The following is a 25,353-nucleotide window of genomic DNA, read 5'->3' on the forward strand; positions in this document are numbered from 1 at the left end:
CCGGATCGCGGATCAGCCGACGATCAGGTTCAGCGTGCCCAGGTCACAATCCTCGATGTCGTCGATGGCGATGTCGGGCTCGATGTCTGGCAGGAAGACGCCTCTCCTGGCCGTCTCGGTGATACCGACCGGCCGCTGAGGGTTCTTGCCGGCGTAGTCGTCGACGTAATCGGCGACACCGAGCGCCTCGGCCACCCGCCGGGCATAGGCGGGACCACCGCCGCTCCACACGACGATCTTGGTGTTCTTGAACTGCGACAGCGTGATCAACAGCGTCCTGATGTGGTCAGCAGGCGCGATGGTTCGCTGGTCGGTGCTCTTGAGAAGCGTTCCATCGCAATCGAAGGCGATGACGATTTCTTTCACGGTGCGATCATGCCGCCCTTCGACTCGGCGAGCTCTGCCCGGGGCGCAAGCTCGCGCACCGACAGTCCCGCGGACCGGCCGGCGACACGCCCGCGGACGGCCGTGACGAGCCGGGTCAGCACCACACCCGTCGCCAGCGACAACACCACCCCGATCAACGGATGATCGCCGGCCAGCGGGTACACCTGGTAGTGCGTGAGGTAGATGTACAGCGACGCCTCGGCGAGCAGTCCGCAGACCCCGGCCACCGCCGCGGGACAGCGCAGTGCGGGCAGCCAGATCAGCAACACAAATCCGGCCAGTACCAACATTTCCCGGTCTGGATTGCCGAAGTAGCCGTGCAGGCCCATGGCGACCACGGCCGTGACGATCGTCCGCTGCCACAGCGTGCTCGCCTTGGCCGCGGCCCAGCCTGCGGCAAAGAACCAGAACGCGAGCACGGTGAACCAGGCCTCGCGACCGAGATCGAATCCCGGCAGGTCGTAGCGCAGAGCCAGTCCCACGACCAGTAACGCGGCGGCAAACCCGAACGGTCGTCGGCGTTCCCATCTATCGGCTCGGGGTAGCCACACCACCACCGTCAATGCCACCAGAATCCACACCAAGACTTCGACGAACCACAGTCGGCCCGCCGTCATGCTGTCCGGCGGCCCCAGGAACTTGTTGGCCAGCAACAGGTTCGAGATGTGGTAGTCATCGGTCACGGCCAGAGCGATGGCCACCCACACGATCGATGGCACGGCGATCCAGGCGATCGTATTGCGCAGGTGGAGAACCCGTTGCCGTCGTGGTACCGGGGTGAGGCAGAAGCGGCCGAAGTTGTATCCCGCCACGCCGAGCAGCACATGGGCACCGCCCCACAGTTTGAACAGATCCGCGTGGGACCCGACGATGAGCACGATGGCGGCAGCGCGCAGCGCCACACTCGTCTCCACCGTCGACCCCCAGCGACGCCGGGGTGCGGTGGTGGGCTGCAGCCGGTCCAACGGCATCAGATGCCACCGCGCGGGCAGGTGGCCGATGGCCTGTTCCAGCCGGACCGACATGGCCACGTAGGTCAGCGAGTTCCCGCCGAGATCGACGAAACTGGCCCGGGTGTCGATGGTGGTGGGGTCGAGGTGCAGGACATCGGCGAACAGTCGCCGCAGATCCACTGCGTCGGTTGCCGCATCGGGATCCGGCATGGCGGCCAGCCGACGCACTGCGGGATAGTCCGGTTTCCCGGAGGCCAGCCTCGGCAGCTCAGGCACCACGACCGCGCGCACCGCCGTAGCCGGAACACCTGCGGCGGCAGCGGTGAGCTGTCGCAGCTCGTGGGCACTGCGTCGCGTGGTGGCGGCCACCACGATACGGCCGTCATGCTCGGCGCACAGGGCGGCGGTGTCGTGGCTGCGCAGTGCCGCTTCCAGCCGCTGCAGGTCGATCCGCAGTCCATAGAGCTTCACGAAACGGCTACTGCGGCCGACGATCTCGTAGAGACCGTCGGGTCCGCGGCGAGCGATGTCGCCGGTTCGCAGCTCATCGACGGTGGCGCCCAGCGCCAGATCGGCGGGTTGCTGCGCGTATCCCATCATGACGTTGGGGCCGGTGTAGACGAGTTCACCGGTGCCGTCCGGCCAGTCGTCGCTCGAATCGATCGACAGCGCTCCGCCGGGGATGGGCCGCCCGATGCAGCCCGGGTGTGACAGCGCCGCTTCCGGTGGTAGGTAGGCCATGCGGGCGGTGGCCTCGGTCGCGCCGTACATCACGAAGAACTTGCGGCCTCGTTCGCGGGCGTGTGCCGCCCACCGGCTGACCTGCTCGGGTGGCATTCGCCCGCCGGCCTGGGTGAGGTACCGCAGGTGCGGCAGTTCCATTGCGTCGAAACCGATCCGGTCGAGCAGATCGAAGGTGTGCGGCACCCCGGCGAGGCTGGTGCCGCGATGGCGACGGAACAACTCCCAGAACCGGTCGTCCACAACGGAGTGGCCGGTGAGGATCAGGCCGGCGCCGCGCAGCAGATGACTGTGTACCACCGAAAGGCCATAGCAGTACGAGAGCGGCAATGTGGTTGCTGCCCGGTCGGTTTCGCGTATGTCGAGGTACTCGGAGATGGCGGCGGCATTGCTGATCAGGTTGATGCGGGACAGCCGCACAAGTTTCGGGGATCCGGTACTGCCCGACGTGGACATCAGCAGTGCCAGGTCATCGTGGAGGCGGTGGACCGCACGGCGGTGGCGATGGTGAATTCCCGACGCGTCGATCACGGTGTCGGGGTCGTAGGTGTCGATGATCGCGTGGTGATCGCGCTCGGCAGGTACCGGGATCACCACATGGCCGGCCGCCAGTGCGGCCAGATAGCGGGTCAGGGTTTCGGTGTCGTTGCGGGTTTCCAGAAGTATCAGTCGGCGGCCGCTGCCCAGCGACGGCCCGGTCGCCGTGACCGCGCCGGCCAGGTCGCGGTACGTCAGCTGGGTTGTCTCGGTGTGCAGCGCTACGCGATCACCGTGGGACCGTAGACAACCCACCAGCGAGGCTGATGGAGTCACCGGAAAACCGTTCCGGTTCCGAGCACGTCGATGTGGACCTTGGTGTCGATCGCGGGGGGATCGAGACTGTGCTGGCGCACCGTGACGGGTGCCGCATCGCCGGATGGGTCGATGGTCAACAGCACATCATGGCCCAGGAATTCGGTCGCGATGACGGTGCCGAACCCGCCCGAGGTGCGGCTGCTCTCTTCGGAGTCCGAAATCGCGGTGGCGACAAGCTGTTCGGGCCGCAGGATGACGGTGGCGGGGCCGTCCGCGGTCTCCGTCTGCACCGGAACCCGACCGAAGACGCACTCGGCGAACCCGTCCGCCACAGTGCACGGCAGCGCGATGCAGTCGCCGAGGAATTCCGCGGTGAACCGGTCGTTGGGTTGGCGGTATACCTGCATCGGCCCGCCGACCTGGGTGAACAGCCCATCCCGCATCACCGCGACCTGATCCGCCAGTGACAGCGCTTCCTCCTGATCGTGGGTGACCAGAAGTGTCGTCACCCCGGCGTCGGAGAGAGTGCCTGCCACCACTTTGCGGGTCGACGCCCGCAGTCCCGTGTCGAGTGCGCTGAACGGTTCGTCGAGCAACATCAACGCGGGTTTGCGGGCCAGGGCACGCGCCAGCGCCACGCGCTGCTGCTGACCGCCGGACAGTTGATGCGGTCGGCGGTCGGCGAATGAGCTGTCGAGCGAGACGGTTTCGAGCAGTTCGGTGATCCTGTCACGTGCCGCGGCTCCGCGCAGCACACCGCGCAGTCCGTAGCCGACGTTCTGTCCGACGGTCAGATGCGGGAACAGCGCACCGTCCTGGGCCACGTAGCCGACCGGGCGTCGATGGGGTGGTACCCAGCTGTTTCCGGCCACGTCGCGTCCGTCGATGGTGACGGTTCCCGCATCCGGGGTCTCGAATCCGGCGATCAGCCGCAACAGCGTGGTTTTTCCGCACCCAGATGCGCCGACGACCGCGGTGATGGTGCCCGGCTCGAGGTCCAGGTCGATTCCGTGCAGAACGGTGTTGCCGTGGAAGGACTTGGCCAGGGCTCGCGTGCTCAGGGTCGGTGTGGTCACAGCGCGGCCACCTTCGTCGACTGGCGGAACAGGATGAGCGTGACGGGGATCGCCAGCACCACCAGCACCAGTGCATACGGTGCCGCTGCGGGGTAGTCGAGTTCGCTTGCGTAGGACCAGAACCGCATGGACAGGGTGCGCGTGCCGGTCGGTGCCAGCAGCAGGGTCGCGGTCAATTCGGTGGCCACCGCCACGAAGACCAGCGATGCGCCCGCTGCGGCCGCTGGGGCGGTGAGCCGCAGGGTGACCCGGGTGAAGGTGGCCCATGGCGCGCTGCCCAGCGAGCGGGAGGCCTCTTCCAGATTGAGCGGTACCTGGGCGAGCCCCGCCCGCAGGCTCACCAGTGCGCGGGGCGTGAACAACAGCACATAGGCGCCCAGGATCAGGAAGACGGTCTGGTACAGCGCGGGCACCGCCCGGATCGTGACGGTCACCAGCGCCAGCGCGGTGACGATGCCGGGCAGCGAGCTGGTGACGAAGTTGGCGCCTTCGACCATCCTGGCCAGTGCGCCGCTGCAGCGCACGGCGACCCATGCCACCGGAAACGCCAGCATCGTGGTGATCACAGCGGCCGCAGTCGCCAGCCCGATCGTTTGGCCGAGTGCCGAGCCCAGGTCGTCGATCTCCCACACCCCGGAACCGCCGATCCACAGCCAGCGCAGGATCGTCCACACCGGGACCCCGAGTGCTGCCAGCGTGAGCGCCAGCAGCCCGGCCTGCGCCGGTAATCCGAAGCGGCCCAAGCGAACCGGTTCGGGTCGTCGGGGCGCTCCTGCTCCGATCCTGGCGAAGCGGGCCTGGCCGCGGGCACCAGCCTCGGCGACCAGCAGCACCAGGCAGCACAGCACCAGCACGCCGGCGAGCATGCTGCCCGCCGCGCCGTCGAATGTTGCCTGGAACTGTTCGAAGATGGCCGTGGTGAAGGTGTCGAAGCGCACCATCGCGAATGCGCCGTATTCGGCGAGCAGGTGCACGGCAATCAGCAGTCCGCTGCCGAGGACGGCGAGCCGCAACTGCGGCAGCACCACCCGGAACATCACGCCCGCGGTGTCGGAGCCCAACGTGCGGGCCGACTCCTCGACCGCCGGGTCCAGGCGACGCAGCGTCGCGGCAGCAGGCAGGTAGACGAACGGGAAGTACGACAGCGTCGACACCAGCACGCCACCGGCCAAGCCGTGCAGCGACGGCACCACCCCAACCCATGCGTAGCTGTTCACGAAGGCCGGAACAGCAAGGGGCGCAACGAACAACGGCCGCCAGAGCGCCCGACCGGGCAGGTCGGTACGTTCCACGAGCCAGGCCACCGTGACGCCGATCAGCACGCACAACGGCACCGTGATGAGCACCAAAGCGACTGTGTTGAACAGCAATTCGCCGACCCGGGGGCGCAACAGGAGGTTGGCCGCCTGGTTCGGGCCCGTGCTGACGAACGCCCAGCCCACATAGCCGATCGGGATGAAGCTGGCGGCAACCAGCAGCGCCACGACAGCCGTCACCACCGGACCCGGCCGGGTGGACGTGGTCCGTGACGGGAGCGGTGTCCCGACGACCGTTGGGGCTGCCACGTCGTCAGTCCTAGAGCAGACCCGCGGCCGTCATCAGATCAGACACCTTCTTGGCGTCCAGATCGGAGGGATCGACGACGGGCGGATGCAACTGGTCGAGCGGTTTCAGAGCGGAGTTGGCCGGGACCCCGCTGGCCACCGGGTACTCGTACGACGTGCCGTTCTGCAGGACCTCTTGGCCGGCCTTGCTGGTGATGAACTGCAGGAATTGCTGAGCTTGCTGCTGCTTCTTGCTGGACTTCAGCACACCGCCGCCGGACAACGACAGGAACGCACCCGGGTCGCCGTTGCCGAAGTAGTGCAGCGCGGTGTTGCCGCTGATCTCCTTGGCTTTCGATTGGTCGCGGAACCAGTAGTAGTGGTAGACCACGCCGCCGTCGACCTCGCCGTCGTTGACGGCTTTGAGGGTCGCGATGTTGTCCTTGTACAGCACGGCATTGGTCTTCATTCCGGCCAGCCACTGGGCGGTCGCGGGTTCACCTTTGAGCGCCAGCAGGGCCGCGACGATGGCCTGGAAGTCGGCCTTGGCCGGCGGGGCGCCCCAGCGGCCCTTCCACGTCGGCTGCTGCAGGTCGAGCAGCGACGTCGGCAGCTGCTCGGGTCGCAGCTTTGTGGTGTTGTAGGCGAAGACGGTGGTTCTCGCGGCGACACCGGTCCATTTGCCGCTCGCCGGGCGGTACTGCTCGGGAACCTGCTTGCTGGTGTCCGCGGACACGTCGGCGAACAGGTCGGCGCGTTCCACCGCGGCCATCGCGGGCGAGTTCTCGGTGAGGAAGACATCGGCGGGGGAGGCGGTGCCCTCGGCGACCAGCTGATTACCCAGCTCGGTATCCCCACCTTGGCGGTAGGTCACCTTGATCCCGGTCTGCTTGGTGAAGGCGTCGATCCACTCCTTGGTCAGCGACTCGTGCTGGGCGTTGTAGATGAGCAGTTCGTCGCTCTTCTCCGAGCTCGTCGAGCAGGCCGTCGCACCCAGTGTGAGTGCGAGGATCGAGGCGACGGAAAGGACGGGATCGGCGATCCGGCGCCACGTGCTTCGCATTGATAAATCCTTCCGCGCCACGTGCGGCGCCGATTGCCGGGTTGGGTTAGCTGAGCATTGCCTAATAACTCTAGCCGGGTCCGCGTCGCGGGCGGTCGTCGCCTCCGGTGTCCGACGACCTCGGCCCGATATCAATACCTGAAGCAACTATTACAGTGAGGCATGGCTCGATCGATCGACCATGCGAAGCGGGAGGAACTGCTCGCCGCCGCCGGCGCCGTGCTCGCTCGCACCGGGCTGACCGAGACATCGCTGCGGGCGCTGGCCGCCGAGATGGGCACCAGTGCCCGCATGCTCGTGTACTACTTCGGCAGCAAAGAACAACTGACCCTCGAAGTCCTCAACCGTCAGCAGCGGGCCGCGATACCTGAAACCGACGAACTCGATCTGCCCGTATCGGTGGAAGCTCACCGCGAATGGTGCATGCAGGATTGGCATGCCTGCACCCGTGGTGACCGCACCGACACCCTGAGGGTCGTCCTCCAGGTGTTCGGAGCCGCGTGCGGGCGCGACAGTCCCTACCGTGAGTACACCTGGCAGACACTGTCACTGCTCACCAGGAACTCTCAGGCCCGGTTGGAAGCGCTCGGCATGTCCACCCGCGTTGCCGAAACCCGGTCACGGATCGCGTTGGCCGCCTTTCAGGGGTTGATCATCGAGTACTTCACCGCTGAGGACACCGCACACGTGGACGACACATTTGTGCGCTTCGTCGACGAGTTCCTCTTGGCGCCCTTTGCCTCTGGCGACTAGGACCGCGGCGTGCCCGGGTCGGCGGAGTTCGACGCGGCAGATTGCCGCGCCAAACACGGCAGGATCGGTGCGATCCTTGATCTATGGACTGTGCCGGGCGAGTGCTGTGAACGGCGCCGATGACCGTGCGGGCGGCCCGGCCGGGCCCACCGAACCGGTCGCTGTCCCGTATCCAGACGAATGGCCGCCCCAGTACCCGTACGACTGGCGGCAGCACCCACCGACGCCCGCGCCGGGTCAGGGCCAGGGGGTGCTCGCAGTGCGGATCGTCGCGGCCGTGCTCGGAGGGTGCGCCGCCGTGCCATGGCTACTGGTGGTGTGGATGGTGCTCTCGTCCGCATTCTCCACGAACCCGGCGCAGGATCCACACGGTTACGGCATGATCTTCGGGTTTCTCGCGTACCTGCCGCTGAGCCTGGTCTGCGCGGTCTTGTTGCCCTTGGCGTTGCCAAAACGACTGTGGTGGCGCGGCTTCGCGGTCTCGGCGGTACTTCTCGTCGGCATCACCGGCCTACTGATACTCGCAATAGACCAGGCGTGATCCGCAGCGGCGCCCGGGCAACAGGGCTGACGTAGAGTCGGAACCGATGCCTGCCTTCGCCGACGCAGACCTGGAGAACGCCTACTTTCGGGCCTACGACGCGGTCATGGCGCACTGGCCGGTGTCGATCGAGACCATCGATGTCTCCGGGCGGTATGGCACCACCCGGATCACCTCAGCGGGGCCGGCATCGGCACCTCCGTTGGTGCTGTTGCACGGCCTCGGTGCCACCTCGGCGATGTGGTACGCGATTGCGGGGGCGTTGGCCGAACATCACCGTGTGCGGGCCGTGGACATCATGGGAGAACCGGGCCGTAGCTGCCACGAAGGCGCTCCGATCAGCAGCATGGACGACTTGGTGGCCTGGCTCGCAGAGACTTTCGAGTTTCTCGAGCTGGCAGCAGCCGACCTGTGCGGCCACTCGTTCGGCGGGCACCTCGCACTGCGATTCGCGCTGGCGCATCCTGCCCGGGTACGGCGGCTTGTGCTGCTCGACCCGGTCCTCACGTTCGCCCCGTTGCCTCCGGAGTTCGCCGAGTTCGCCCAAAACCGCGACGTCCATCCGACTTTCGACAACGCTCGCGCGATGTTTGCACCAGGCGTCTCCGGAAGCGGGCCGGCACGCGAGGCGTATTTGGACCTGCTCGCTCATGGGGCGGCTCACTTTCCGGCCTCACCGGTCGTGACGCCCGAGCTGCCCGATTCACTTCCGCCACTTCCGGTGCCCACCCTGGTGCTGGTGGCCGGCGAGAGCGCCGTGCACGACGCGCAGCGCGCAGCACAGGCCGCGCGGCGGGCAGGGGCACGGACGGTGATCGTGCCGGGCGCGGGGCACGGCCTGGTGACCGACGCCCCGCAACCTGTTGCCGACATGACCCTTGACCACCTACGCGACCAGCCCGCAGCCGGTTGACACCACCCCGGCCTGTGGATGAAGTACAGGTTGGGGATAACTGACCGGGTCCAGGCGAATTCTGTCGGACCGTGGTCGCACGGTATGGGCATGACTTCAATGACTCGGGCCGAGATCGGCGCGCTGGGTGAGCAATTGGCGGTGGAGCATCTGGCGACCGTCGGGCTGCGGGCCTTGGTTCGCAACTGGCGGTGTCGCTACGGCGAACTAGACGTGATCGCCGAGGACGCGGCCGCAGGCACGGTGGTGTTCGTCGAGGTGAAGACCCGCACCGGCGACGGTTTCGGCGGGCTGGCCGAGGCGGTGCCCGCACAGAAGGTACGCCGGCTGCGCCGGTTGGCCGCGCTCTGGCTGGCCGAACAGGATCGCAGGTGGTCGGAGGTGCGCATCGATGTGATCGGCGTACGTATCGGCAGGCGGCGTGAGCCGGAGATCATTCATCTGCAGGGGGTGGGTTGAAATGACCTTGGGCAGAGCATATTCGGTGGCCGTGCGGGGTCTCGACGGGGTGATCGTGGAGATCGAGGCCGACATCAGCTCCGGCCTTCCCGGTGTTCATCTGGTGGGGCTGCCCGATGCCGCGTTGCAGGAATCCCGGGATCGGGTGCGGGCGGCGATCACCAATTGCGGTGCCAGCTGGCCGATGTCACGCCTCACGTTGGCGTTGTCGCCCGCGACGTTGCGCAAGGTGGGGTCGGCGTACGACCTGGCACTGGCCAGTGCGGTGTTGTCGGCGAACACCAAGACTGCGTGGGCACGGCTGGAGAAGACGGTGCTCCTGGGAGAACTTTCGTTGGACGCTCGGGTGCGGCCGGTGCACGGTGTGTTGCCTGCGGTGCTGGCGGCCAAGCAGGAAGGATGGCCGACGGTGGTCGTGCCGGTCGACAACCTGGCCGAGGCGAGCTTGATCGACGGCATAGAGGTGTGGGGTGTGCGCACCCTGGGCCAGTTGCTGGCGTGGTTCGAGAACAAGGCTGACCTGGCCGCGCGGATCGCGGCGGGCGAACGCGTTGCGGAACCGACCGCCGACCTTGCCGACGTGGTCGGACAGACACAAGCCCGCTACGCGGTCGAGGTCGCCGCGGCCGGAGCGCACCATCTGATGCTCACGGGACCGCCCGGCACAGGCAAAACCATGCTCGCGCAACGCCTTCCCGGGCTACTGCCGCCGCTGTCGCACGGCGAGTCGCTTGAGGTGACGGCGGTTCACTCGGTTGCGGGCCTGCTGGCGAGCGACACTCCGCTGATCACGCGGCCGCCGTTCGTCGCACCGCACCATACGTCGAGCGTCGCATCGCTGGTCGGCGGAGGAAGCGGTATGGCGAGGCCCGGCGCGGTCAGCCGCGCCCATCGCGGGGTGCTGTTCCTCGACGAGTTCGCCGAGATGGGCACCAGCGCCCTGGAGGCGTTGCGAACACCGTTGGAGGACGGTGAGATCCGGCTGGCCCGCCGCGACGGGGTGGCCTGTTACCCGGCCCGGTTTCAACTGGTTCTCGCGGCCAACCCGTGCCCATGCGCACCACCGAACCCCGTCGACTGCATGTGTTCGGCGCAGGCCAAGCTGCGGTACCGAGGCAAGCTGTCAGGGCCGCTGGTGGACCGGGTGGATCTGCGCGTGGAGCTCAACCCGGTCAGCGCGGGCGTCTTCGTGCCTGACGCGGGGGAGTCGAGCGCCATGGTCCGGGAACGCGTGGCGGTCGCCAGGTTCGCCGCGGAGGAACGGTGGCGGCCGCACGGGATCCGCACCAACGCCGAGGTGAGCGGACCCCTGCTGAGGCGCGAATTCAGGTTGTCGAAGGCCACGATGGCACCACTGCAGGATGCGCTGGACCGTGGTCTGATCAGCATGCGAGGCGCCGACCGCTGTTTGCGGGTGGCGTGGACCTTGGCGGATCTGGCTGGACGAACCTCACCGGCGATCGCAGATGTGGCCACGGCGTTGAGCTTTCGTCAGGCAGGGGGAGTGTCATGACCGAAGACGAGAGACGGGCGTGGGCGTACTTGTCTCGGGTGGCCGAACCACCATGCCCTCAGCTGGCTGCGTTGGTGGCGCGGTGCGGCGCGGTCGATGCGGCCGAGCAGGTGAAGGCCGGAAAGGCCGACGAGAAGTGGGCGCACCGGGTCGAGGCACGCCGCGAGATGGATTGTGCCAAGGAGGATCTCGACATTCTCGATGCAATGGGTGGCCGGTTGATCACCCCGGACGACGACGAATGGCCGTTGCTGTCGTTCATGGCATTCAACGGGATTGGCAATCGGTCGAACGGGCATCCGCCGTTGGTGTTGTGGGCGGTCGGGCCGGTACGCCTGGCTGACGCGGCAGCGCGGGCTGCTGCGATCGTCGGTACCCGCGCGGCCACCGCGTACGGCGAACACGTGTCCGCTGAGCTCGCGGCGGGGCTGGTCTCCCGGGACTTCGCGGTGGTGTCGGGCGGCGCCTACGGCATCGACGGCGCAGCCCACCGCGCCGCACTGGCCTGTGAAGGCATCACCGTGGCCGTGGTGGCGGGCGGCATCGACAACCCGTACCCGTCCGGGCACAGTGCGTTGTTCCGCCGAATCCGCGAGGATTGCCTACTCGTCAGCGAGTACCCGCCCGGAACCGCGCCGGGACGGCTGCGATTTTTGACCCGTAACCGGCTGGTGGCTGCGCTGTCGGGGGCGACGGTGGTCGTCGAGGCGGGCCTTCGCAGCGGCGCTGCCAACACCGCGTCGTGGGCCGGGGGACTCGGCAGGGCGGTGTGCGCCGTGCCGGGGCCGGTGACGTCGGCGGCTTCCGCAGGGTGTCATGCGCTGCTTCGGGGCGGAGCCAAACTGGTGACGCGGGCAGCCGATGTCGTCGAATTGGCCGGGCGGATCGGTGAACTCGCCGACGATGAGCCGCACCCGGTCGGCCCGCTCGACGCGCTCGGCCCGGACGAGAAGCGGGTCTACGACGCGCTGCCCTCGCGCGGTGGCCACACCGTCGACGAGATCGCGGTGGCCGCGGGAGTCCCGGCTCATGCGGTGCTGGGCCCGCTGGCCGTGCTTGAGATCACCGGGCTGGCGTCGGTGGAGGCAGGTTGTTGGCGGCGGCGCCGTCGGCGGAGGCAGGCCGGTGAATGATGAGGTGCCGCGATCCCGCAATCCCGGATATCGTCGCTGCCATGGTGGCTGCCATCAACGCAGATCGGCACGAGTTCGCGATCGGTGTCATCGGCGGTGCGACGACTGTGATCGACTATGGCGGGGTGCGATTCGTCTCCGATCCGACGTTCGACCCGCCGGGGTCGTTCGGCCCGTATTCCAAGGTCGAGGGTCCGGCGGTGCAACCGGATCAGCTCGGCGCCGTCGACGTGGTGTTGCTCAGCCATGACCTGCACATGGACAACTTCGATTACGCCGGTAGGGATTTCGCCGCTGCAGCCGCACTCGTGCTGACCGGTGGCCAGGCCGCCGGTCGGCTCGGGGGCAACGCTCACGGCCTCGCGCCGTATGAGTCGACCGTCGTCCAATCGACAACTGGCGGGGCCGCGGTGACGGTGTTCGCCGTGCCGGCGCAGCACGGTCCCAGCGACGGTGAGCGTGACGAACACGGCAACATCAACACCGAGGTCACCGGCTTCGTCCTGCGCAGCCCGGAGCTGCCGACGGTCTACCTCAGCGGTGACAACGCGTCGCTCGCACCGGTGATCGAAATCGGGACCCGGTTCCCGGATATCAGCGTGGGAGTGCTGCACATCGGCGCAGCGCGGGTACCCGCCAAGTTCTCCGGACGTCCGTTGACCCTGACCTCGGACCGTGCCTCCGACGTTGCCGTCATGCTGGGTTTGTCGGTTGTCATACCGGCACATTGTCAGGGGTGGTCGCTGTACAGCGAGGGGCCGGAGAACATCCGGAAGTCGTTCGCGGATGCCGGGATTGGGCACTGCCTACGATCCGGTGAACCCGGCATCTGGTCGTACATCGGCGGACCTGATGCCGACCGGTACACCCCAACGGACGCGCGGGGCTCCGTATAGTCGATGAGGTCGGCTAATCAAAGGCCGACGATCGAGTTTTTGGAGGCGGTATGGCGGGACGTCCGGTCCACACGTTTGCGGTGGTGCGTCGTGAGCAGGTGACGCCACACATGGTCAGGGTGATACTCGGTGACGCGGGTCCGGGCACCGGGTTCGACACGTTCACACCGAACGAGTTCACCGATGCCTACGTCAAACTCGTCATCGTGCCCAACGGGGTGGACGTCGGTGCGCTGCCGCAGCCGCTGACCCTCGACAGTTTCGCCGAGTTGCCCGCCGCGCATCGCCCGACCGTGCGGACCTACACCGTCCGGCAGGTCGACACCGAGCGCCGCGAGATCGCCATCGACTTCGTCGTGCACGGCGATCAGGGTGTCGCAGCGCCGTGGGCGGCAGCCGTCGTCCCGGGACAGCCTGCCTATCTGATGGGTCCGAGCGGCGCGTACGTGCCGGATCCGGAGGCCGACTGGCACCTGTTGGCCGGCGACGAAGCCGGCCTGCCGGCGATCAGTGCTGCCTTGGAAGCCCTGCCCGACAACGCGATTGGCAAGGCCTTCATCGAAGTCGCCGGCCCCGATGACGAGGTGCCCTTGACCGCGCCCGCGGGCGTCGACGTGGCCTGGATATACCGCGGCGGTCGGGCCGACCTGGTCGGTGAGGACCGGGCCGGCGACAACGCGCCGCTGATCGCCGCCGTCAAGTCGGCGCACTGGCTGCCCGGTCAGGTGCAGGTGTTCATCCACGGCGAAGCCCAGGCGGTCATGCACAACCTACGGCCCTACATCCGCAAGGAGCGCGGTGTCCCGGCGAAGTGGGCCGCATCGATCTCGGGGTACTGGCGCCGCGGACGCACGGAGGAAACGTTCCGACAGTGGAAGGCCGAGCTGGCAAAAGCCGAGTCCGCCACCACCGGCTGAGGTCGAACTGGCAGGGTAGCCGGCATGGCATTCGGCGACTACCAACTCGAGATCTACCTCCAGGGCCTGGCCGGTGTTATGCCGGGTCTGCCGATGGACTACGCGGGACTGGAGGCCAAGGCGCAGGCCGCCATGCCGCCGTCGGTGTGGTCGTATGTGGCAGGCGGGGCCGGCGACGAACGCACCCAACGGGTCAATCGCAGCGCGTTCGACCGATGGGGTCTCATGCCCCGCATGTTCAACGCGCACAAGGAGCGTGACCTCGGCGTCGAGGTGTTCGGCCTCACGCTGCCGTCACCGCTGTTCATGGCTCCGGTCGGGGTGCTCGGCATCAGCAGCCAGGACGGACACGGTGATCTCGCCGCCGCCCGTGCCGCCGCGAAAACTGGTGTGCCGTTGATGCTTTCGACGCTGACCGAAGATCCGATGGAAGATGTCGCCGCGCAATTCGGCGACACTCCTGGCTTTTTCCAGCTCTACACCCCGACGGACAAGGAGTTGGCGGCCAGCCTGGTGCAACGCGCCGAGGCCGCCGGGTTCAAGGCCATCGTCGTCACGCTGGACACCTGGGTGCCCGGGTGGCGCCCCCGCGATCTGGCCACCTCGAACTTCCCCCAGCTGCGCGGCAAGTGTCTGGCCAACTACACCACCGACCCGGTGTTCCGCGCCGGGCTGGCCCAGCCACCTGAGCAGAACCCGCAGGCCACCGTGCTGCGTTGGGTCAGCCTGTTCGGAAACCCGCTCACGTGGGACGACCTGCCGTGGCTGCGGTCCCTGACCACACTGCCGCTCATCGTCAAGGGCATCTGCCATCCCGACGATGCGCGCCGGGCCAAGGACGGGGGAGTCGACGGCATCTACTGCTCGAATCACGGCGGACGCCAGGCCAACGGCGGGATCCCGGCGATCGACTGTCTGCCGGGGGTGGTCGAGGCCGCCGACGGGCTGCCGGTGTTGTTCGACTCCGGCATCCGCAACGGCGCGGACATCGTCAAGGCCCTCGCACTGGGCGCGACCGCGGTCGGGGTGGGCAGGCCCTATGTGTACGGGCTGGCCCTCGGTGGGACGGACGGCGTTGTGCACGTGCTGCGCTCGCTGCTCGCCGAGGCTGACCTGATCATGGGGGTCGACGGCTATCCCACGCTGGCCGACCTCACGCCCGACGCGTTGCGCCGAGTCGAATAGCGGATCAGGTAGTCGGCTACTCGTGCCCGCGGCCGTCGGCACGGCGAGCATGATGTGATGCCATCGCCATCACCGCTCGCGCCACTGCGACCCGCAACGACTCTCGATGAGGTCGTCGCCAACATCGACGCTGTGATCGACTGGTCGATCGCAGCGTCGAGCCGGCTCGGTTACTTCGCCGCCCTGTACAAGCGGATCACGGTGGCCGTGAAGGCGGCGGTGTCCGGCGGGGTGTTCGAGGACGGTCCCCGGCTGGCGCGACTGGACGTGACGTTCGCCAACCGCTACTTCGATGCGCTGAACGGCTACTTTCACCCCGACGGGTACGCCAAACCGACGCGGTCATGGCGGCTGACCTTCGACGCCGCGGCCCGGCCGGCGCCGATCATGTTGCAGCACATGCTCGCCGGCGTCAACGCGCACATCGGCCTTGACCTCGGCATCGTCGCGCAAGCCGTCGATACGGCGACCCGCGACATGAAGACCGACTTCGATCGGATCAACGCGGTCCTGGCAAGCCAGGTCAGCGGCGTCGTCGCCGACATCGACGAGCTCTCACCGGCGTTGGCCGACGTCTACGCGGTGCTCATGAAGAACGAGATCTTCCTGATCGACCAGTCGGTCACGGCCTTCCGTGACGACGCCTGGCGATTCGCGACGGTACTGGCGCTCGAGCCGGGTTTCCTGCGACCGGTCACGATCCGGTTCCGCGACATCGCCGTGGCCGGGCAAGGTGCGCTCGTCTATGACCCGCCCGGCGTTGTCGGGCTCATCCAGACGGCGATCGACGCGATCGCGGCGCGGGAGAGTCGCGACGTCGCCCGCAACATTCGCGTCCTCGACGAGATCGCCGCAAACCCGGCACCCATGCCTGCCGCGCTCTGACGCTGGGCGGGAAAGCAACAGAGAACTGCCGCCGGACGGCGGCGCGTCGGGTGCATGGGGTCCGGGCTTCTGTCACGGTAGGACCATGGACACCGGCGGGCAGGAGAGCAGCGATCCGAGGCTCGGACCTGTACTCGACGAGTTCGACGAGTACCTCGCGTTGCAGAGAGGTCGTTCCGAGCACACCCGGCGGGCTTATCGCGGTGACCTACGGTCGTTGTTCGACTACACCGGTGGTGGCCTGGAGACCCTGACCCTGCCGACGCTGCGGTCCTGGCTGGCTGCCCAGTCCGCGGCAGGCGCGGCGCGCACCACGCTGGCCCGCCGCACGTCGTCGATCAAGACCTTCACCGCTTGGGCCTACCGGCGCGGGCTGCTCGCCAACGATCCGGCGGCGCGGCTGCAGACTCCCAGATCGCGCCGCACGCTGCCGCCGGTGCTTCGTCAGGATCAGGCGCTCGACGCCATGGCCGCACTGAAATCGGGTGCAGAGCAAGGGGATCCGTTGGCGTTGCGTGACCGGCTGATCGTCGAGATGCTCTACGCCACCGGTATCCGGGTCAGCGAGTTGTGCGGGTTGGACATCGACGACGTCGACCGCGAACGCCGCGTACTGCGGGTCCTTGGCAAGGGCAACAAGCAGCGCACGGTGCCATTCGGCGAACCGGCCCAGCAGGCGCTGACCTCATGGCTGTCCGACGGGAGACCCGCAGTCGCCACGGCAGACTCCGGTCCGGCGCTGCTGCTGGGTGCGCGCGGTGGTCGACTGGACCCGCGGCAGGCCCGCACCGTGGTGCACCAGACTGTGGCCGCGGTCGAGGGCGCGCCGGACATCGGTCCGCACGGCCTGCGGCACAGCGCGGCCACACATCTGTTGGAGGGCGGCGCCGATCTACGCGTCGTTCAGGAGCTGCTCGGCCACACGACGCTGGCGACCACGCAGCTCTATACCCACGTCACTGTGGCCCGGTTGCGCGCGGTGCACGATCAGGCCCACCCGAGGGCATGACGCGGTCGGTCGTAGACCTTCCGTCCGGACCGGTCTCCTATCTCAGCTGGGCGCCAGACCGTCCGGTGCCGACAGTCGTGTTGTTGCACGGCGGCGGGGTGGACAACGCGTCGCTGTCGTGGGCCGGGATCGGGCCGCGGTTGGCCCAGGCCGGTTATCGCGTCATCGCCCCGGACCATCCCGGTTACGGGCACAGCGGACCCGCGCGGCTACCGGCGACGCAGGAGCGACTGGTCGCCTACGTGGGAGAATTCGTCGACGCACTAGGCCTGCAGCGTTACGCGATCGGCGGTCTGTCACTCGGCGGCGGTATGACCATCGGCCACGTGCTGGACCGGCCCGACCGGGTCACCGCCGCGATGCTGCTCGGCAGCTACGGTGTCATGCCCCGGCTGTCGGACGGGCCGTTGTCCGGTGTGCGCCAACTGTTCACCTGGGCTGCGCTGCGCACCGGCCTGCTGGGCGCGGCGACCACGTGGGTGGGCGGCAACCGCAGCGCGATGGCCCGCAGCATGCAGGCGCTGATCACAGACCCGAAGCAGCTCACCGACGAGTTGATGGACGAGGTCATGGCGGCTGCGGGCCGACCGGCCGGATTCGAAGGCTTCGAACAGTGGCAGCGCGACCAGGTCCAGTGGAACCGGTTGCGCACGGATTACACCGCGCGGCTGGCGTCGATGACGTGCCCGGTGCTCATCGTCCACGGCGAGCGCGATCCGGGCGTGCCGGTCGCCCGGGCCTGTGCGGCCGCGGCGCTGATCCCGAACGCACGGTTGAAAGTCATTGCGGGGGCGGGACATTGGGTGCAGCGCGACCGGCCCGACGCCGTACTCGACGCGTTGGTCGAGTTCTTGGACGCTAACGCAACAGCTTGATCACCTCGGCCAGGTGCGGCAGCGCGGATTCGCGGCCCGGCCAAGCGTCGAACACCGTCCAGTAGCTGATGCCGAAGCGGCGTTGCCGGTCCGCCAGCGCTTCGGCCATCTGTTGGTGGCTGCCGAGCAGGACGAACGGAGATTCGAGCACCACGTCCGCCGGAACGCCGAAGGGCCGGGCCAGCTCGGCTGCGGCGGCAGCTGGGTCGTCGGTGTGCACGACGAACTGCAGCAACGCATTGAGCTCGACGGCGTCGAAGCGGTCACCCGCGGCGTCACGGACGACGCCGATCCGGTCCAGCAGGCCGGTGGGATCGAAATGGGTCAGCCGTACTTCGGTGGCGTCATGGTTGTGACTGAACCCCGCCAAGCCCGCGATATCGGCTGCCCGGCCCGCCAATTGCAGCACGCGTGTGCCATTTCCGCCGATGAGCAGGGGAACATCGACTCCCGGTGGCGCGACGAGTTCGCCCGCGTCGGCCCGCACGCAGTAGTGCGCGCCGTCGACGTCGACGGCCTTGCCTGCCAGCAGTGGCCGGATGACCTCGACGGACTCGATCAGCCGATCCACCCGGGTGGCGCCGGGGTCGAATTTCAGCCCGGCCGCGTCGTATTCGGCTTTCATGTGGCCCGCGCCCAGGCCCAGCTCGAACCGCCCGCCGGAAAGCGCTGCCAGGCATGCGGTTTCCCGCGCGGTGTCGACCGGGTGCCGCAGGTCGTTGTTGAGCACCAGGGTGCCGGTGTGCAGCGATGAGGTGACCGCGCATGCCACCGCGGCGCCGACGAAGGGGGATATCGACGCCACCAGATGATCGGGAATCGTCAGTACGTCGAACCCGGATTGTTCGACGGAGACCACGAATTCGGTGAAAGCCCTACCCCGGGGCAGTGCGGTGTGCAGGCCGAAACGCATCGGTCGATTGCGGTGGGATTCCGACGCGGCGGTCATGGTTCTGACGATAGGCCGCTCCGGTCGCGGCGGTGAGGGTGCGCAAACCGCTGACGTTCGGCGGCGTGCCGGGCAACAGACACGCACGCTCGCCTCAACCGGCCAGCGGTTTGAGTCGGATCGGGGTCTCGGCCAGCAGCCCCAGCGGATCGACGTAATCGGCGCGCGCGGCCGGCCCCCACATCGCGCCCCAGTGCAGGCACGCGGCCACTGGGCAGCCGGCGTGGCCCGCCATCAGCTCGCCCAGCAGCTGTCCGGAGGTGACCACCTGCCCGCGCCGAACCGTGGCCCGCACCGGTTCATAGCTGGTGTGCAGGCCGCCGGCATGGGCGATGGACACCACGGGTCGCCCGGCGAGTACCCCCGCGAACACCACTGTGCCCGGGCCTGCGGCGTAGACGGGTTGTCCCGTCGTCCCGGCGAGGTCGACCCCGCGGTGACCGCGGTTCCAGTTCGGCGACGGTGCGTCGAACGTGCGGGTCACCGTGGGCCGCGGTATCACCGGCCACTGCAGCCGCGTGCCTTCGGCGCGTGCGGTGACCGGCCAGGCGAGTGCGGTGACGGCCAGCGCGGCAGCCAGCGTCTTCATCCGATCAGTTCAGCGTGGCAGCTCCGCGGTGGGAAGCCCGAAGTCGCGGGTCTGTGGATAACCTCGACCACGAGTGAGCGCCCCGCCGCGAAGCCCTGGTCGCGCAGGGACAGAGCACCCCGGCGCAGCGTGTAAACTTCTACCCGCAGCTCGCCGAGCGGGCTGACTTCGCGTGTTCGCGCCACGACCGCCCCAGCGGGGGTCGTAACCGGATGCCGGCGGTCCTGACCTGGGATTCCAGGGCGGGCCCGGCAACCAGTGGACACCAGGGCCTGGCATCACCGATACCGGGCGACAACCGACAATAAAAGGACATCGGCTCACTATGGCTGTTGTAACCATGAAGCAGCTGCTCGACAGCGGCGCACACTTCGGGCACCAGACCCGACGCTGGAACCCCAAGATGAAGCGGTTCATCTTCACCGACCGCAACGGCATCTACATCATCGACCTGCAGCAGACGCTGACCTACATCGACAAGGCGTACGAGTTCGTCAAGGAAACCGTCGCCCACGGCGGCAGCGTGCTGTTCGTCGGCACCAAGAAGCAGGCGCAGGAGTCCATCGCCGATGAGGCCACCCGCGTCGGCATGCCGTACGTGAACCAGCGCTGGCTGGGCGGCATGCTCACCAACTTCTCGACCGTGCACAAGCGCCTCCAGCGCCTCAAGGAGCTCGAGGCCATGGAGCAGACCGGTGGCTTCGAGGGTCGCACCAAGAAGGAAATCCTCATGCTCACGCGTGAGAAGAACAAGCTTGAGCGCAGCCTCGGCGGTATCCGCGACATGCAGAAGGTGCCCTCGGCGATCTGGGTCGTCGACACCAACAAGGAGCACCTGGCGGTCAACGAGGCCATCAAGCTGGGCATCCCGGTCATCGCGATCCTCGACACCAACTGCGATCCCGACCAGGTCAACTACCCGATCCCGGGCAACGACGACGCGATCCGCTCGGCAGCTCTGCTGACCAAGGTGATCGCCTCCGCGGTTGCCGAGGGTCTGCAGGCCCGCGCCGGCCAGGGTGGGGCCAAGCAGGACGCCGAAGGCGCCGAGCCGCTCGCCGAGTGGGAGCAGGAACTGCTCGCCGGGGCGACCGCGGCCCCCGCCGAGGGCGGTGCCGAAGGTGCTCCCGCATCTGAATCATCCACTGACGCTTCCTGATTTTCTTCAGTCCAAGGAGGACTGCCTACATGGCTAACTACACCGCCGCCGACGTCAAGCGGCTTCGGGAGCTGACCGGTGCCGGCATGCTCGACTCCAAGAACGCGCTGGTCGAGGCCGAGGGCGATTTCGACAAGGCTGTCGAACTGCTGCGTATCAAGGGGGCCAAGGATGTCGGCAAGCGCGCTGAGCGCGCCACCGCCGAGGGCCTGGTCGCCGCCAAGGACGGCGCCCTGATCGAGCTCAACTCCGAGACCGACTTCGTCGCCAAGAACGCCGAATTCCAGGCGCTGGCCGATCTCGTCGTGGCGGCTGCCGCCGCGTCGAAGGCCACCGACGTCGAGACGCTCAAGGCCGCCAAGGCCGGCGACACGACCGTCGAGCAGGCCATCGCGGACCTGTCGGCGAAGATCGGCGAGAAGCTCGAACTGCGTCGGGTCGCCTACTTCGACGGCACCGTCGAGACCTACCTGCACAAGCGTGCGGCGGACCTGCCGCCGGCCGTCGGTGTGCTGGTCGAGTACACGGGCGCTTCGGAAGAGGCCGCGCACGCCGTGGCGCTGCAGATCGCCGCTCTGAAGGCCAAATACCTCACCCGTGAGGATGTGCCGGAGGACGTGGTGGCCAACGAGCGCCGCATCGCCGAGGAGACCGCCCGCAACGAGGGCAAGCCCGAGCAGGCCCTGCCCAAGATCGTCGAGGGTCGCGTCACCGGCTTCTACAAGGACGTCGTGCTGCTGGATCAGCCGTCGGTGTCCGACAGCAAGAAGACCGTCAAGGCTCTGCTCGACGAGGCCGGCGTGACCGTGACCCGGTTCGCTCGCTTCGAGGTCGGTCAGGCCTAGCAACGTAGTCGCTCTCATGGGCCGGCGGTACCACTTGGTACCGTCGGCCCATGAGTCGTTTCAGCGCCTTTGGCGACGATGCCCTCGGTGAGCATGACGCGGTCGGACTCGTCGAAGAACTGCGGGCCGGCCGAGTCTCGGCCGCCGAACTCGTCGAGGCCGCCATCGCCCGCACCGAGGCCGTCAACCCCACCCTGGGCGGGCTGGCGTTCGAAGCGTTCGATCGGGCCCGGACCCGGGTGGCCGCTCCCAGCCGCTTCGGCGGCTACTTCGACGGTGTGCCGAGCTTCATCAAGGACAACGTCGCGCTCGAGGGCATGCCCACCATGCAGGGCACGGACGCGTGGGAGCCGCGACCGCAGCGCGCCAACGGCGACTTTGCGCGGGCCTACCTCGCGACAGGTCTCGTGCCGCTGGGCAAGACGCAGTTGTCCGAGTTCGGCTTCAGCGCATCGGCCGAGCACCCGCGGCTCGGACCGGTACGAAATCCATGGAATCCCGACTACACCGCCGGTGCGTCGTCAGCGGGCTCGGCGGCCTTCGTCGCCGCCGGTGTCGTGCCCATCGCGCACGCCAACGACGGCGGCGGTTCGATCCGGATCCCGGCCGCCTGCAACGGTTTGGTGGGACTCAAGCCGTCCCGCGGCCGACTGCCCCAGGACGCCGAATTCCGCCGCATGCCGCTGCGGATCGTTTCCGACGGTGTCGAGACCCGATCGGTGCGCGACACCGCGGCGTTCTACCGGGAGATGGAGCGGGTGTACCGCAACCCCAAGCTGCCGCCGATCGGAGACGTCAGCCGCCCCGGCAAGCAACGGCTGCGCATCGCGGTCTGCACGCAATCCGTTGCCCGTGACGCCAGCCCGGAGATGTGCGAGTACACCCTCAAGACGGCGGCACTGCTCGAAGAACTCGGCCACCGGGTCACTCGGATCGGCAATCCCGTGCCTGCCCAGTTCAAGGACGACTTCCTGCTGTACTGGGCGTTTTTGGCGTACGCCCTGGTGCGCGGCGGTAGGCGGAGCTTCGGGCCGAGCTTCGACCGTGACCGGCTGGACAACCTGACCCTCGGGCTCGAACGCCTGGCCGGCAGCCATCTCTACAAGCTGCCGGTCGCCATCACCCGCTTGGCGCGTTCCCGCCGCATCACCGAACGACTGTCGAACAGCTACGACGTGGTCCTCATGCCGACGCTCGCCGAGACGACGCTGCCGATCGGCCAGCTCGACCCGACCGCCGACTATCAACAGATCATCGACCGGCTCATCGAGTGGGTGGCTTTCACGCCGTTGCAGAACGCCACCGGGGACCCGGCGATATCGCTGCCGCTGGCGCAGACCGCCGACGGGTTGCCGGTCGGCATGATGTTCTCGGCCACCACAGGCCGCGAAGCGCGCCTGCTGGAACTGGCCTACGAACTCGAAGAAGCCCGGCCGTGGGCGCGCATACAAGATCCCGCTCCGCGGCGACGAAAAAGCACCCGAAAAGCGGTTGAGTAGCCGGATTCTGCGGGTGCATGCACGTATCTGCTACGGATTCAGTTGCGGTGGAGACATCACGACGTAACTTCGACCGGGTCCTGTTAACTCGCGCGATACCGCGAATGGTCATCGGTGAAACACGTGGCTCGCAGCATTTCCCACTGTGGAAACCGCCACTTCGGTACCGACACGAATGTCCACGACCCGTCGGGCCCCGGAGATCCAGACAACGACCGGCAACACGTTCGGCTGTCTGATTCGGTTCGCGCTGGCCAATATTCGCCGCCGACCGGAACGGTTCGTGTTGTCGGTACTCGGCATCGCGCTGGCGATCGCATGCGTGACCATCGTCCGGACGATCGCATCGAGTCTGGCCATCACCGGCGCCGATTCGGTCGACGACGTCGTGGGCGGCGCCCAGTTGTGGGTGGTACCGGCCGCCGGGGTGCACTACGACAACGACGTGCGGGCGTTGGTGGCCGACGGCGCCGCTCCGGTGATCACCGTGCCCGCCGGGTGGCGCGCGCAACGGATTCTCTCGGGCGTCACGACGGTCGGCAATACCAGCGTCTCGGTGCGCGGTAGCTCTGAAGTACCCTCCGCCGAAGCGGTTTTGGCTCCGGATCTGGCCGCCCGGCTGAGTGTCGCGTCCGGCGGCACCATCGATGTCGGCGGACGGAAGCTCACCGCGGTGGTGTCCGGCTCCGGTGAGTCGCTGAAGGTGTCCACCGAGTTGGCACATGCGCTGGTCGGTGACAACGGGTGGTGGACCGTGCACGCCCCGCCCGGCGCCGAGAAGCGCCGCGGCCTCGGCGAGACATTCGGTGCCGCAGTCGGTTTGCCGTCAGCGACCGACCCGTCGGTACAGCCCGACCCGGGCGGTACCGGACTGGTCTACGACACCGTCGGCGGTTCCGGCCCGCTGACCTTCGAACAGAAGTACTCAGCCCTGTTTTCGGGAAAGGTCACCAGCTCAACCCTGGGTTTGATCTCGACCGTCGGTCTCGTGCTCGGCTTCGTCATCGCGGTGTCGTCCTTCCTGGCCGCGGTGGCCGAACGCAAACGTGAATTCGGGATCATGAGCAGCATCGGGCTGGCCGACGAAGTGCTGTACTTCTTCCTGGTCGAGTCGGCCATGGTCTTTGTCGCGGCCTACGTGCTCGGCGTGCTCGGTGCGGGTGTTGCTGTGGCGCTGACGGTTCCGGGCATCGCGACGCTGACGGCCTGGGGTCAGGCCTCGGGAATGGTCGCGGCGTTCCTTCCCGCGATGGCCATCGTCGGCGCGCTGGTGCCGGTGCACCGGCTGCTGCAACAGCGACCGGTTGACCTACTGGGGGCACGGTGACGAGCACAAGGGGCAGCGTGAGGGACGGGAAACTCCGATGATCAGCAAGGGCCTGTCCTACGGCTTCCTGTCCGCCCGCAGGCGTCTGCGCGAGATGGTGCTGCCCGTGGTGACCACCGCAACCGGGACCTTCCTGGTGGTGCTCGTCTTTGCGATGTCGTCAGGCATTCGTGCGCAGTCGGCCGCCCTCGGTCACGCCGACGAGATCAACCGTGCGGTGATGCTCATCGCGGTGACGGTGCTGCTCGTCGGTGTGGTGGAGGTGGCGGTGGCGACCACCCGTACCGTCGCGCACCGCACCCGTGAACTCGGTGTGCTCGGCGCCAACGGCATCGCGCGCGGTCCTGTGGTGGCCGCCCTGCTCGTCGAACCGGTTGTCGCAGCGGTACTCGGCGCACTCGTCGGAGCCGGCGCTGCCACGCTGGCCGCGATCGTGGTGGCGATGACCCGGTTGGCGCCCAGCGGAGTCTCGTTCGGGGGATTGGCGATCGGTGCCCTCGTCGCGCTCGGCGTCAGCATCGTCGCCGCGGTCGCCACCAGTTTCCTCCCCACCTACAACGCCGCGTCGCGTCCACCCATCCGATCGCTGACTGCTGGAGGTTAACCCGACGATGACTGCACTGGACGACACCCAGGCCACCGCACCCTCCGACGTCGGATCCCCGAAGACGCCCGTCATCGAGATCGCCGATGTCTGGAAACTGCACAAGCTCGGCGACGAGGTGGTCAAGGCGCTCGTGTCGGCCGACCTTCAGGTTATGCCAGGGGAATTCGTCTGCCTGATGGGACCGAGCGGAAGCGGTAAGTCCACTCTGCTCAACATCATTGGCGGGCTGGACCGCCCGACGAAGGGCACGGTGAGGATCAGTGGCCGCGATACCGCCCAGTTGACCGAGAGCCAATTCGCGGCATTGCGCCACGACATCATCGGATTCATCTTCCAGAGCTACAACCTGATCCCGTTCCTCTCGGCCGTCGAAAACGTCGAACTGCCGTTGATGTTCGAGCCGTACGACCGGAAGTCGTTGCGTAAGAGAGCGATCGAACTGCTGGAGCTGGTGGGGCTGGGGCACCGGGTGCACCATCAGCCCACCAAGATGTCCGGCGGCGAACAGCAGCGCACCGCGATCGCACGGTCGTTGATCAGCAGCCCGACCCTGGTGCTCGCCGATGAACCAACCGCCAATCTCGACCACCGCACGGGGGAGACGGTTGTGCGCATGCTGCGCGACCTGTGCACGACGCTGGGGGTCACAGTCGTCGCGAGCACCCACGATCCCACGGTGGCCGACCAAGCCAGCCGGGTGGTCCGCATGAGAGACGGACAGATCGTCGAATGACAACTCC

25 protein-coding genes are annotated in these 25,353 nt (G+C 67.7%); 18 read left to right on the plus strand and 7 right to left on the minus strand.

Annotated elements, in window-relative coordinates; all coding sequences use genetic code 11:
* Positions 1-12: 12 nt before the first annotated feature.
* The 5 genes from BST13_RS07775 to BST13_RS07795 are packed head-to-tail and all read right to left on the minus strand — an operon-like array spanning position 13 to position 6,559.
* On the minus strand, positions 13-366 hold the full coding sequence (locus BST13_RS07775) for an HAD family hydrolase (protein ID WP_083162279.1): 354 nt from the start codon (positions 364-366) through the stop codon (positions 13-15).
* Positions 363-2,894 carry an AMP-binding protein gene (locus tag BST13_RS07780; protein WP_083162281.1) on the minus strand — a complete coding sequence of 844 codons (2,532 nt, stop codon included), beginning with the start codon at positions 2,892-2,894 and terminating at the stop codon, positions 363-365. The genes BST13_RS07775 and BST13_RS07780 overlap by 4 nt, the downstream gene beginning before the upstream one ends.
* Positions 2,891-3,952, minus strand: coding sequence for an ABC transporter ATP-binding protein (locus BST13_RS07785; RefSeq protein ID WP_083162283.1), 1,062 nt, complete (start codon positions 3,950-3,952; stop codon positions 2,891-2,893). The genes BST13_RS07780 and BST13_RS07785 overlap by 4 nt, the downstream gene beginning before the upstream one ends.
* A complete protein-coding gene (locus BST13_RS07790; RefSeq protein ID WP_083162285.1) occupies positions 3,949-5,517 on the minus strand; it encodes an ABC transporter permease in 1,569 nt (522 codons plus the stop codon). The genes BST13_RS07785 and BST13_RS07790 overlap by 4 nt, the downstream gene beginning before the upstream one ends.
* 10 nt (positions 5,518-5,527) lie before the next feature.
* The gene (locus BST13_RS07795) at positions 5,528-6,559 is read right to left on the minus strand and encodes an iron ABC transporter substrate-binding protein (RefSeq protein WP_083162287.1); all 1,032 of its coding nucleotides are present in this window, start codon (positions 6,557-6,559) and stop codon (positions 5,528-5,530) included.
* 162 nt (positions 6,560-6,721) lie between these two features.
* Between BST13_RS07795 and BST13_RS07800 the strand changes: the two genes are divergently transcribed.
* The 12 genes from BST13_RS07800 (at position 6,722) to BST13_RS07855 (ending at position 17,638) form a co-directional block, all read left to right on the plus strand.
* A complete protein-coding gene (locus BST13_RS07800; protein ID WP_083162289.1) occupies positions 6,722-7,312 on the plus strand; it encodes a TetR/AcrR family transcriptional regulator in 591 nt (196 codons plus the stop codon).
* A 106-nt stretch (positions 7,313-7,418) separates the two neighbouring features.
* Entirely contained in the window at positions 7,419-7,853 is a 435-nt protein-coding gene (locus BST13_RS07805; protein ID WP_083162291.1) for a hypothetical protein, read from the plus strand.
* A 46-nt stretch (positions 7,854-7,899) separates the two neighbouring features.
* Positions 7,900-8,766 carry an alpha/beta fold hydrolase gene (locus BST13_RS07810; RefSeq protein WP_083162293.1) on the plus strand — a complete coding sequence of 289 codons (867 nt, stop codon included), beginning with the start codon at positions 7,900-7,902 and terminating at the stop codon, positions 8,764-8,766.
* A gap of 90 nt (positions 8,767-8,856) precedes the next feature.
* A complete protein-coding gene (locus BST13_RS07815; protein ID WP_064943734.1) occupies positions 8,857-9,225 on the plus strand; it encodes a YraN family protein in 369 nt (122 codons plus the stop codon).
* A gap of 1 nt (position 9,226) precedes the next feature.
* Positions 9,227-10,738, plus strand: a complete 1,512-nt coding sequence (locus BST13_RS07820) for a YifB family Mg chelatase-like AAA ATPase (RefSeq protein ID WP_083162295.1) — start codon at positions 9,227-9,229, stop codon at positions 10,736-10,738.
* Entirely contained in the window at positions 10,735-11,871 is a 1,137-nt protein-coding gene (dprA, locus tag BST13_RS07825) for a DNA-processing protein DprA (RefSeq protein ID WP_083162297.1), read from the plus strand. The genes BST13_RS07820 and dprA overlap by 4 nt, the downstream gene beginning before the upstream one ends.
* A gap of 41 nt (positions 11,872-11,912) precedes the next feature.
* Positions 11,913-12,767, plus strand: coding sequence for an MBL fold metallo-hydrolase (locus tag BST13_RS07830; RefSeq protein WP_095533445.1), 855 nt, complete (start codon positions 11,913-11,915; stop codon positions 12,765-12,767).
* 50 nt (positions 12,768-12,817) lie between these two features.
* Entirely contained in the window at positions 12,818-13,684 is an 867-nt protein-coding gene (locus tag BST13_RS07835; protein WP_083162299.1) for a siderophore-interacting protein, read from the plus strand.
* 24 nt (positions 13,685-13,708) lie between these two features.
* Positions 13,709-14,869, plus strand: a complete 1,161-nt coding sequence (locus BST13_RS07840; RefSeq protein ID WP_083162301.1) for a lactate 2-monooxygenase — start codon at positions 13,709-13,711, stop codon at positions 14,867-14,869.
* 57 nt (positions 14,870-14,926) lie between these two features.
* Positions 14,927-15,754, plus strand: coding sequence for a DUF5995 family protein (locus BST13_RS07845; RefSeq protein ID WP_083162303.1), 828 nt, complete (start codon positions 14,927-14,929; stop codon positions 15,752-15,754).
* Positions 15,755-15,839: 85 nt separating this feature from the next.
* The gene (locus tag BST13_RS07850) at positions 15,840-16,763 is read left to right on the plus strand and encodes a tyrosine recombinase XerC (protein WP_083162305.1); all 924 of its coding nucleotides are present in this window, start codon (positions 15,840-15,842) and stop codon (positions 16,761-16,763) included.
* On the plus strand, positions 16,760-17,638 hold the full coding sequence (locus BST13_RS07855) for an alpha/beta fold hydrolase (RefSeq protein ID WP_083162307.1): 879 nt from the start codon (positions 16,760-16,762) through the stop codon (positions 17,636-17,638). The genes BST13_RS07850 and BST13_RS07855 overlap by 4 nt, the downstream gene beginning before the upstream one ends.
* Here BST13_RS07855 and BST13_RS07860 read toward each other — a convergent pair.
* Together BST13_RS07860 and BST13_RS07865 are read right to left on the minus strand one after the other, a co-directional pair.
* Positions 17,622-18,587 (minus strand): LLM class F420-dependent oxidoreductase, encoded by a 966-nt coding sequence (locus BST13_RS07860; RefSeq protein WP_083162309.1) that lies wholly within the window; start codon positions 18,585-18,587, stop codon positions 17,622-17,624. The genes BST13_RS07855 and BST13_RS07860 overlap by 17 nt on opposite strands.
* A gap of 94 nt (positions 18,588-18,681) precedes the next feature.
* Complete coding sequence (locus BST13_RS07865) at positions 18,682-19,176, minus strand: M23 family metallopeptidase (protein WP_083162311.1); 495 nt, start codon at positions 19,174-19,176, stop codon at positions 18,682-18,684.
* A gap of 325 nt (positions 19,177-19,501) precedes the next feature.
* Here BST13_RS07865 and rpsB point away from each other — a divergent pair, with 325 nt between their 5' ends.
* The 6 genes from rpsB to BST13_RS07895 all read left to right on the plus strand — a co-directional run bounded on the left by rpsB (position 19,502) and on the right by BST13_RS07895 (position 25,346).
* Positions 19,502-20,335, plus strand: a complete 834-nt coding sequence (gene rpsB / locus BST13_RS07870) for a 30S ribosomal protein S2 (protein WP_083162313.1) — start codon at positions 19,502-19,504, stop codon at positions 20,333-20,335.
* 29 nt (positions 20,336-20,364) lie between these two features.
* Positions 20,365-21,180, plus strand: coding sequence for a translation elongation factor Ts (tsf, locus tag BST13_RS07875; RefSeq protein WP_083162315.1), 816 nt, complete (start codon positions 20,365-20,367; stop codon positions 21,178-21,180).
* 50 nt (positions 21,181-21,230) lie between these two features.
* A complete protein-coding gene (locus BST13_RS07880) occupies positions 21,231-22,679 on the plus strand; it encodes an amidase (protein WP_083162327.1) in 1,449 nt (482 codons plus the stop codon).
* 175 nt (positions 22,680-22,854) lie between these two features.
* Positions 22,855-24,006: an ABC transporter permease gene (locus BST13_RS07885; protein WP_211296030.1), complete on the plus strand. Its 1,152-nt coding sequence runs from the start codon at positions 22,855-22,857 to the stop codon at positions 24,004-24,006.
* Between the two features lie 37 nt (positions 24,007-24,043).
* Positions 24,044-24,610, plus strand: a complete 567-nt coding sequence (locus BST13_RS07890; protein WP_083162331.1) for an ABC transporter permease — start codon at positions 24,044-24,046, stop codon at positions 24,608-24,610.
* 7 nt (positions 24,611-24,617) lie between these two features.
* A complete protein-coding gene (locus BST13_RS07895) occupies positions 24,618-25,346 on the plus strand; it encodes an ABC transporter ATP-binding protein (RefSeq protein WP_083162333.1) in 729 nt (242 codons plus the stop codon).
* Positions 25,347-25,353: the final 7 nt, after the last annotated feature.

This window comes from Mycobacterium aquaticum (genome assembly GCF_002086485.1).
GTDB lineage: Bacteria > Actinomycetota > Actinomycetes > Mycobacteriales > Mycobacteriaceae > Mycobacterium > Mycobacterium aquaticum.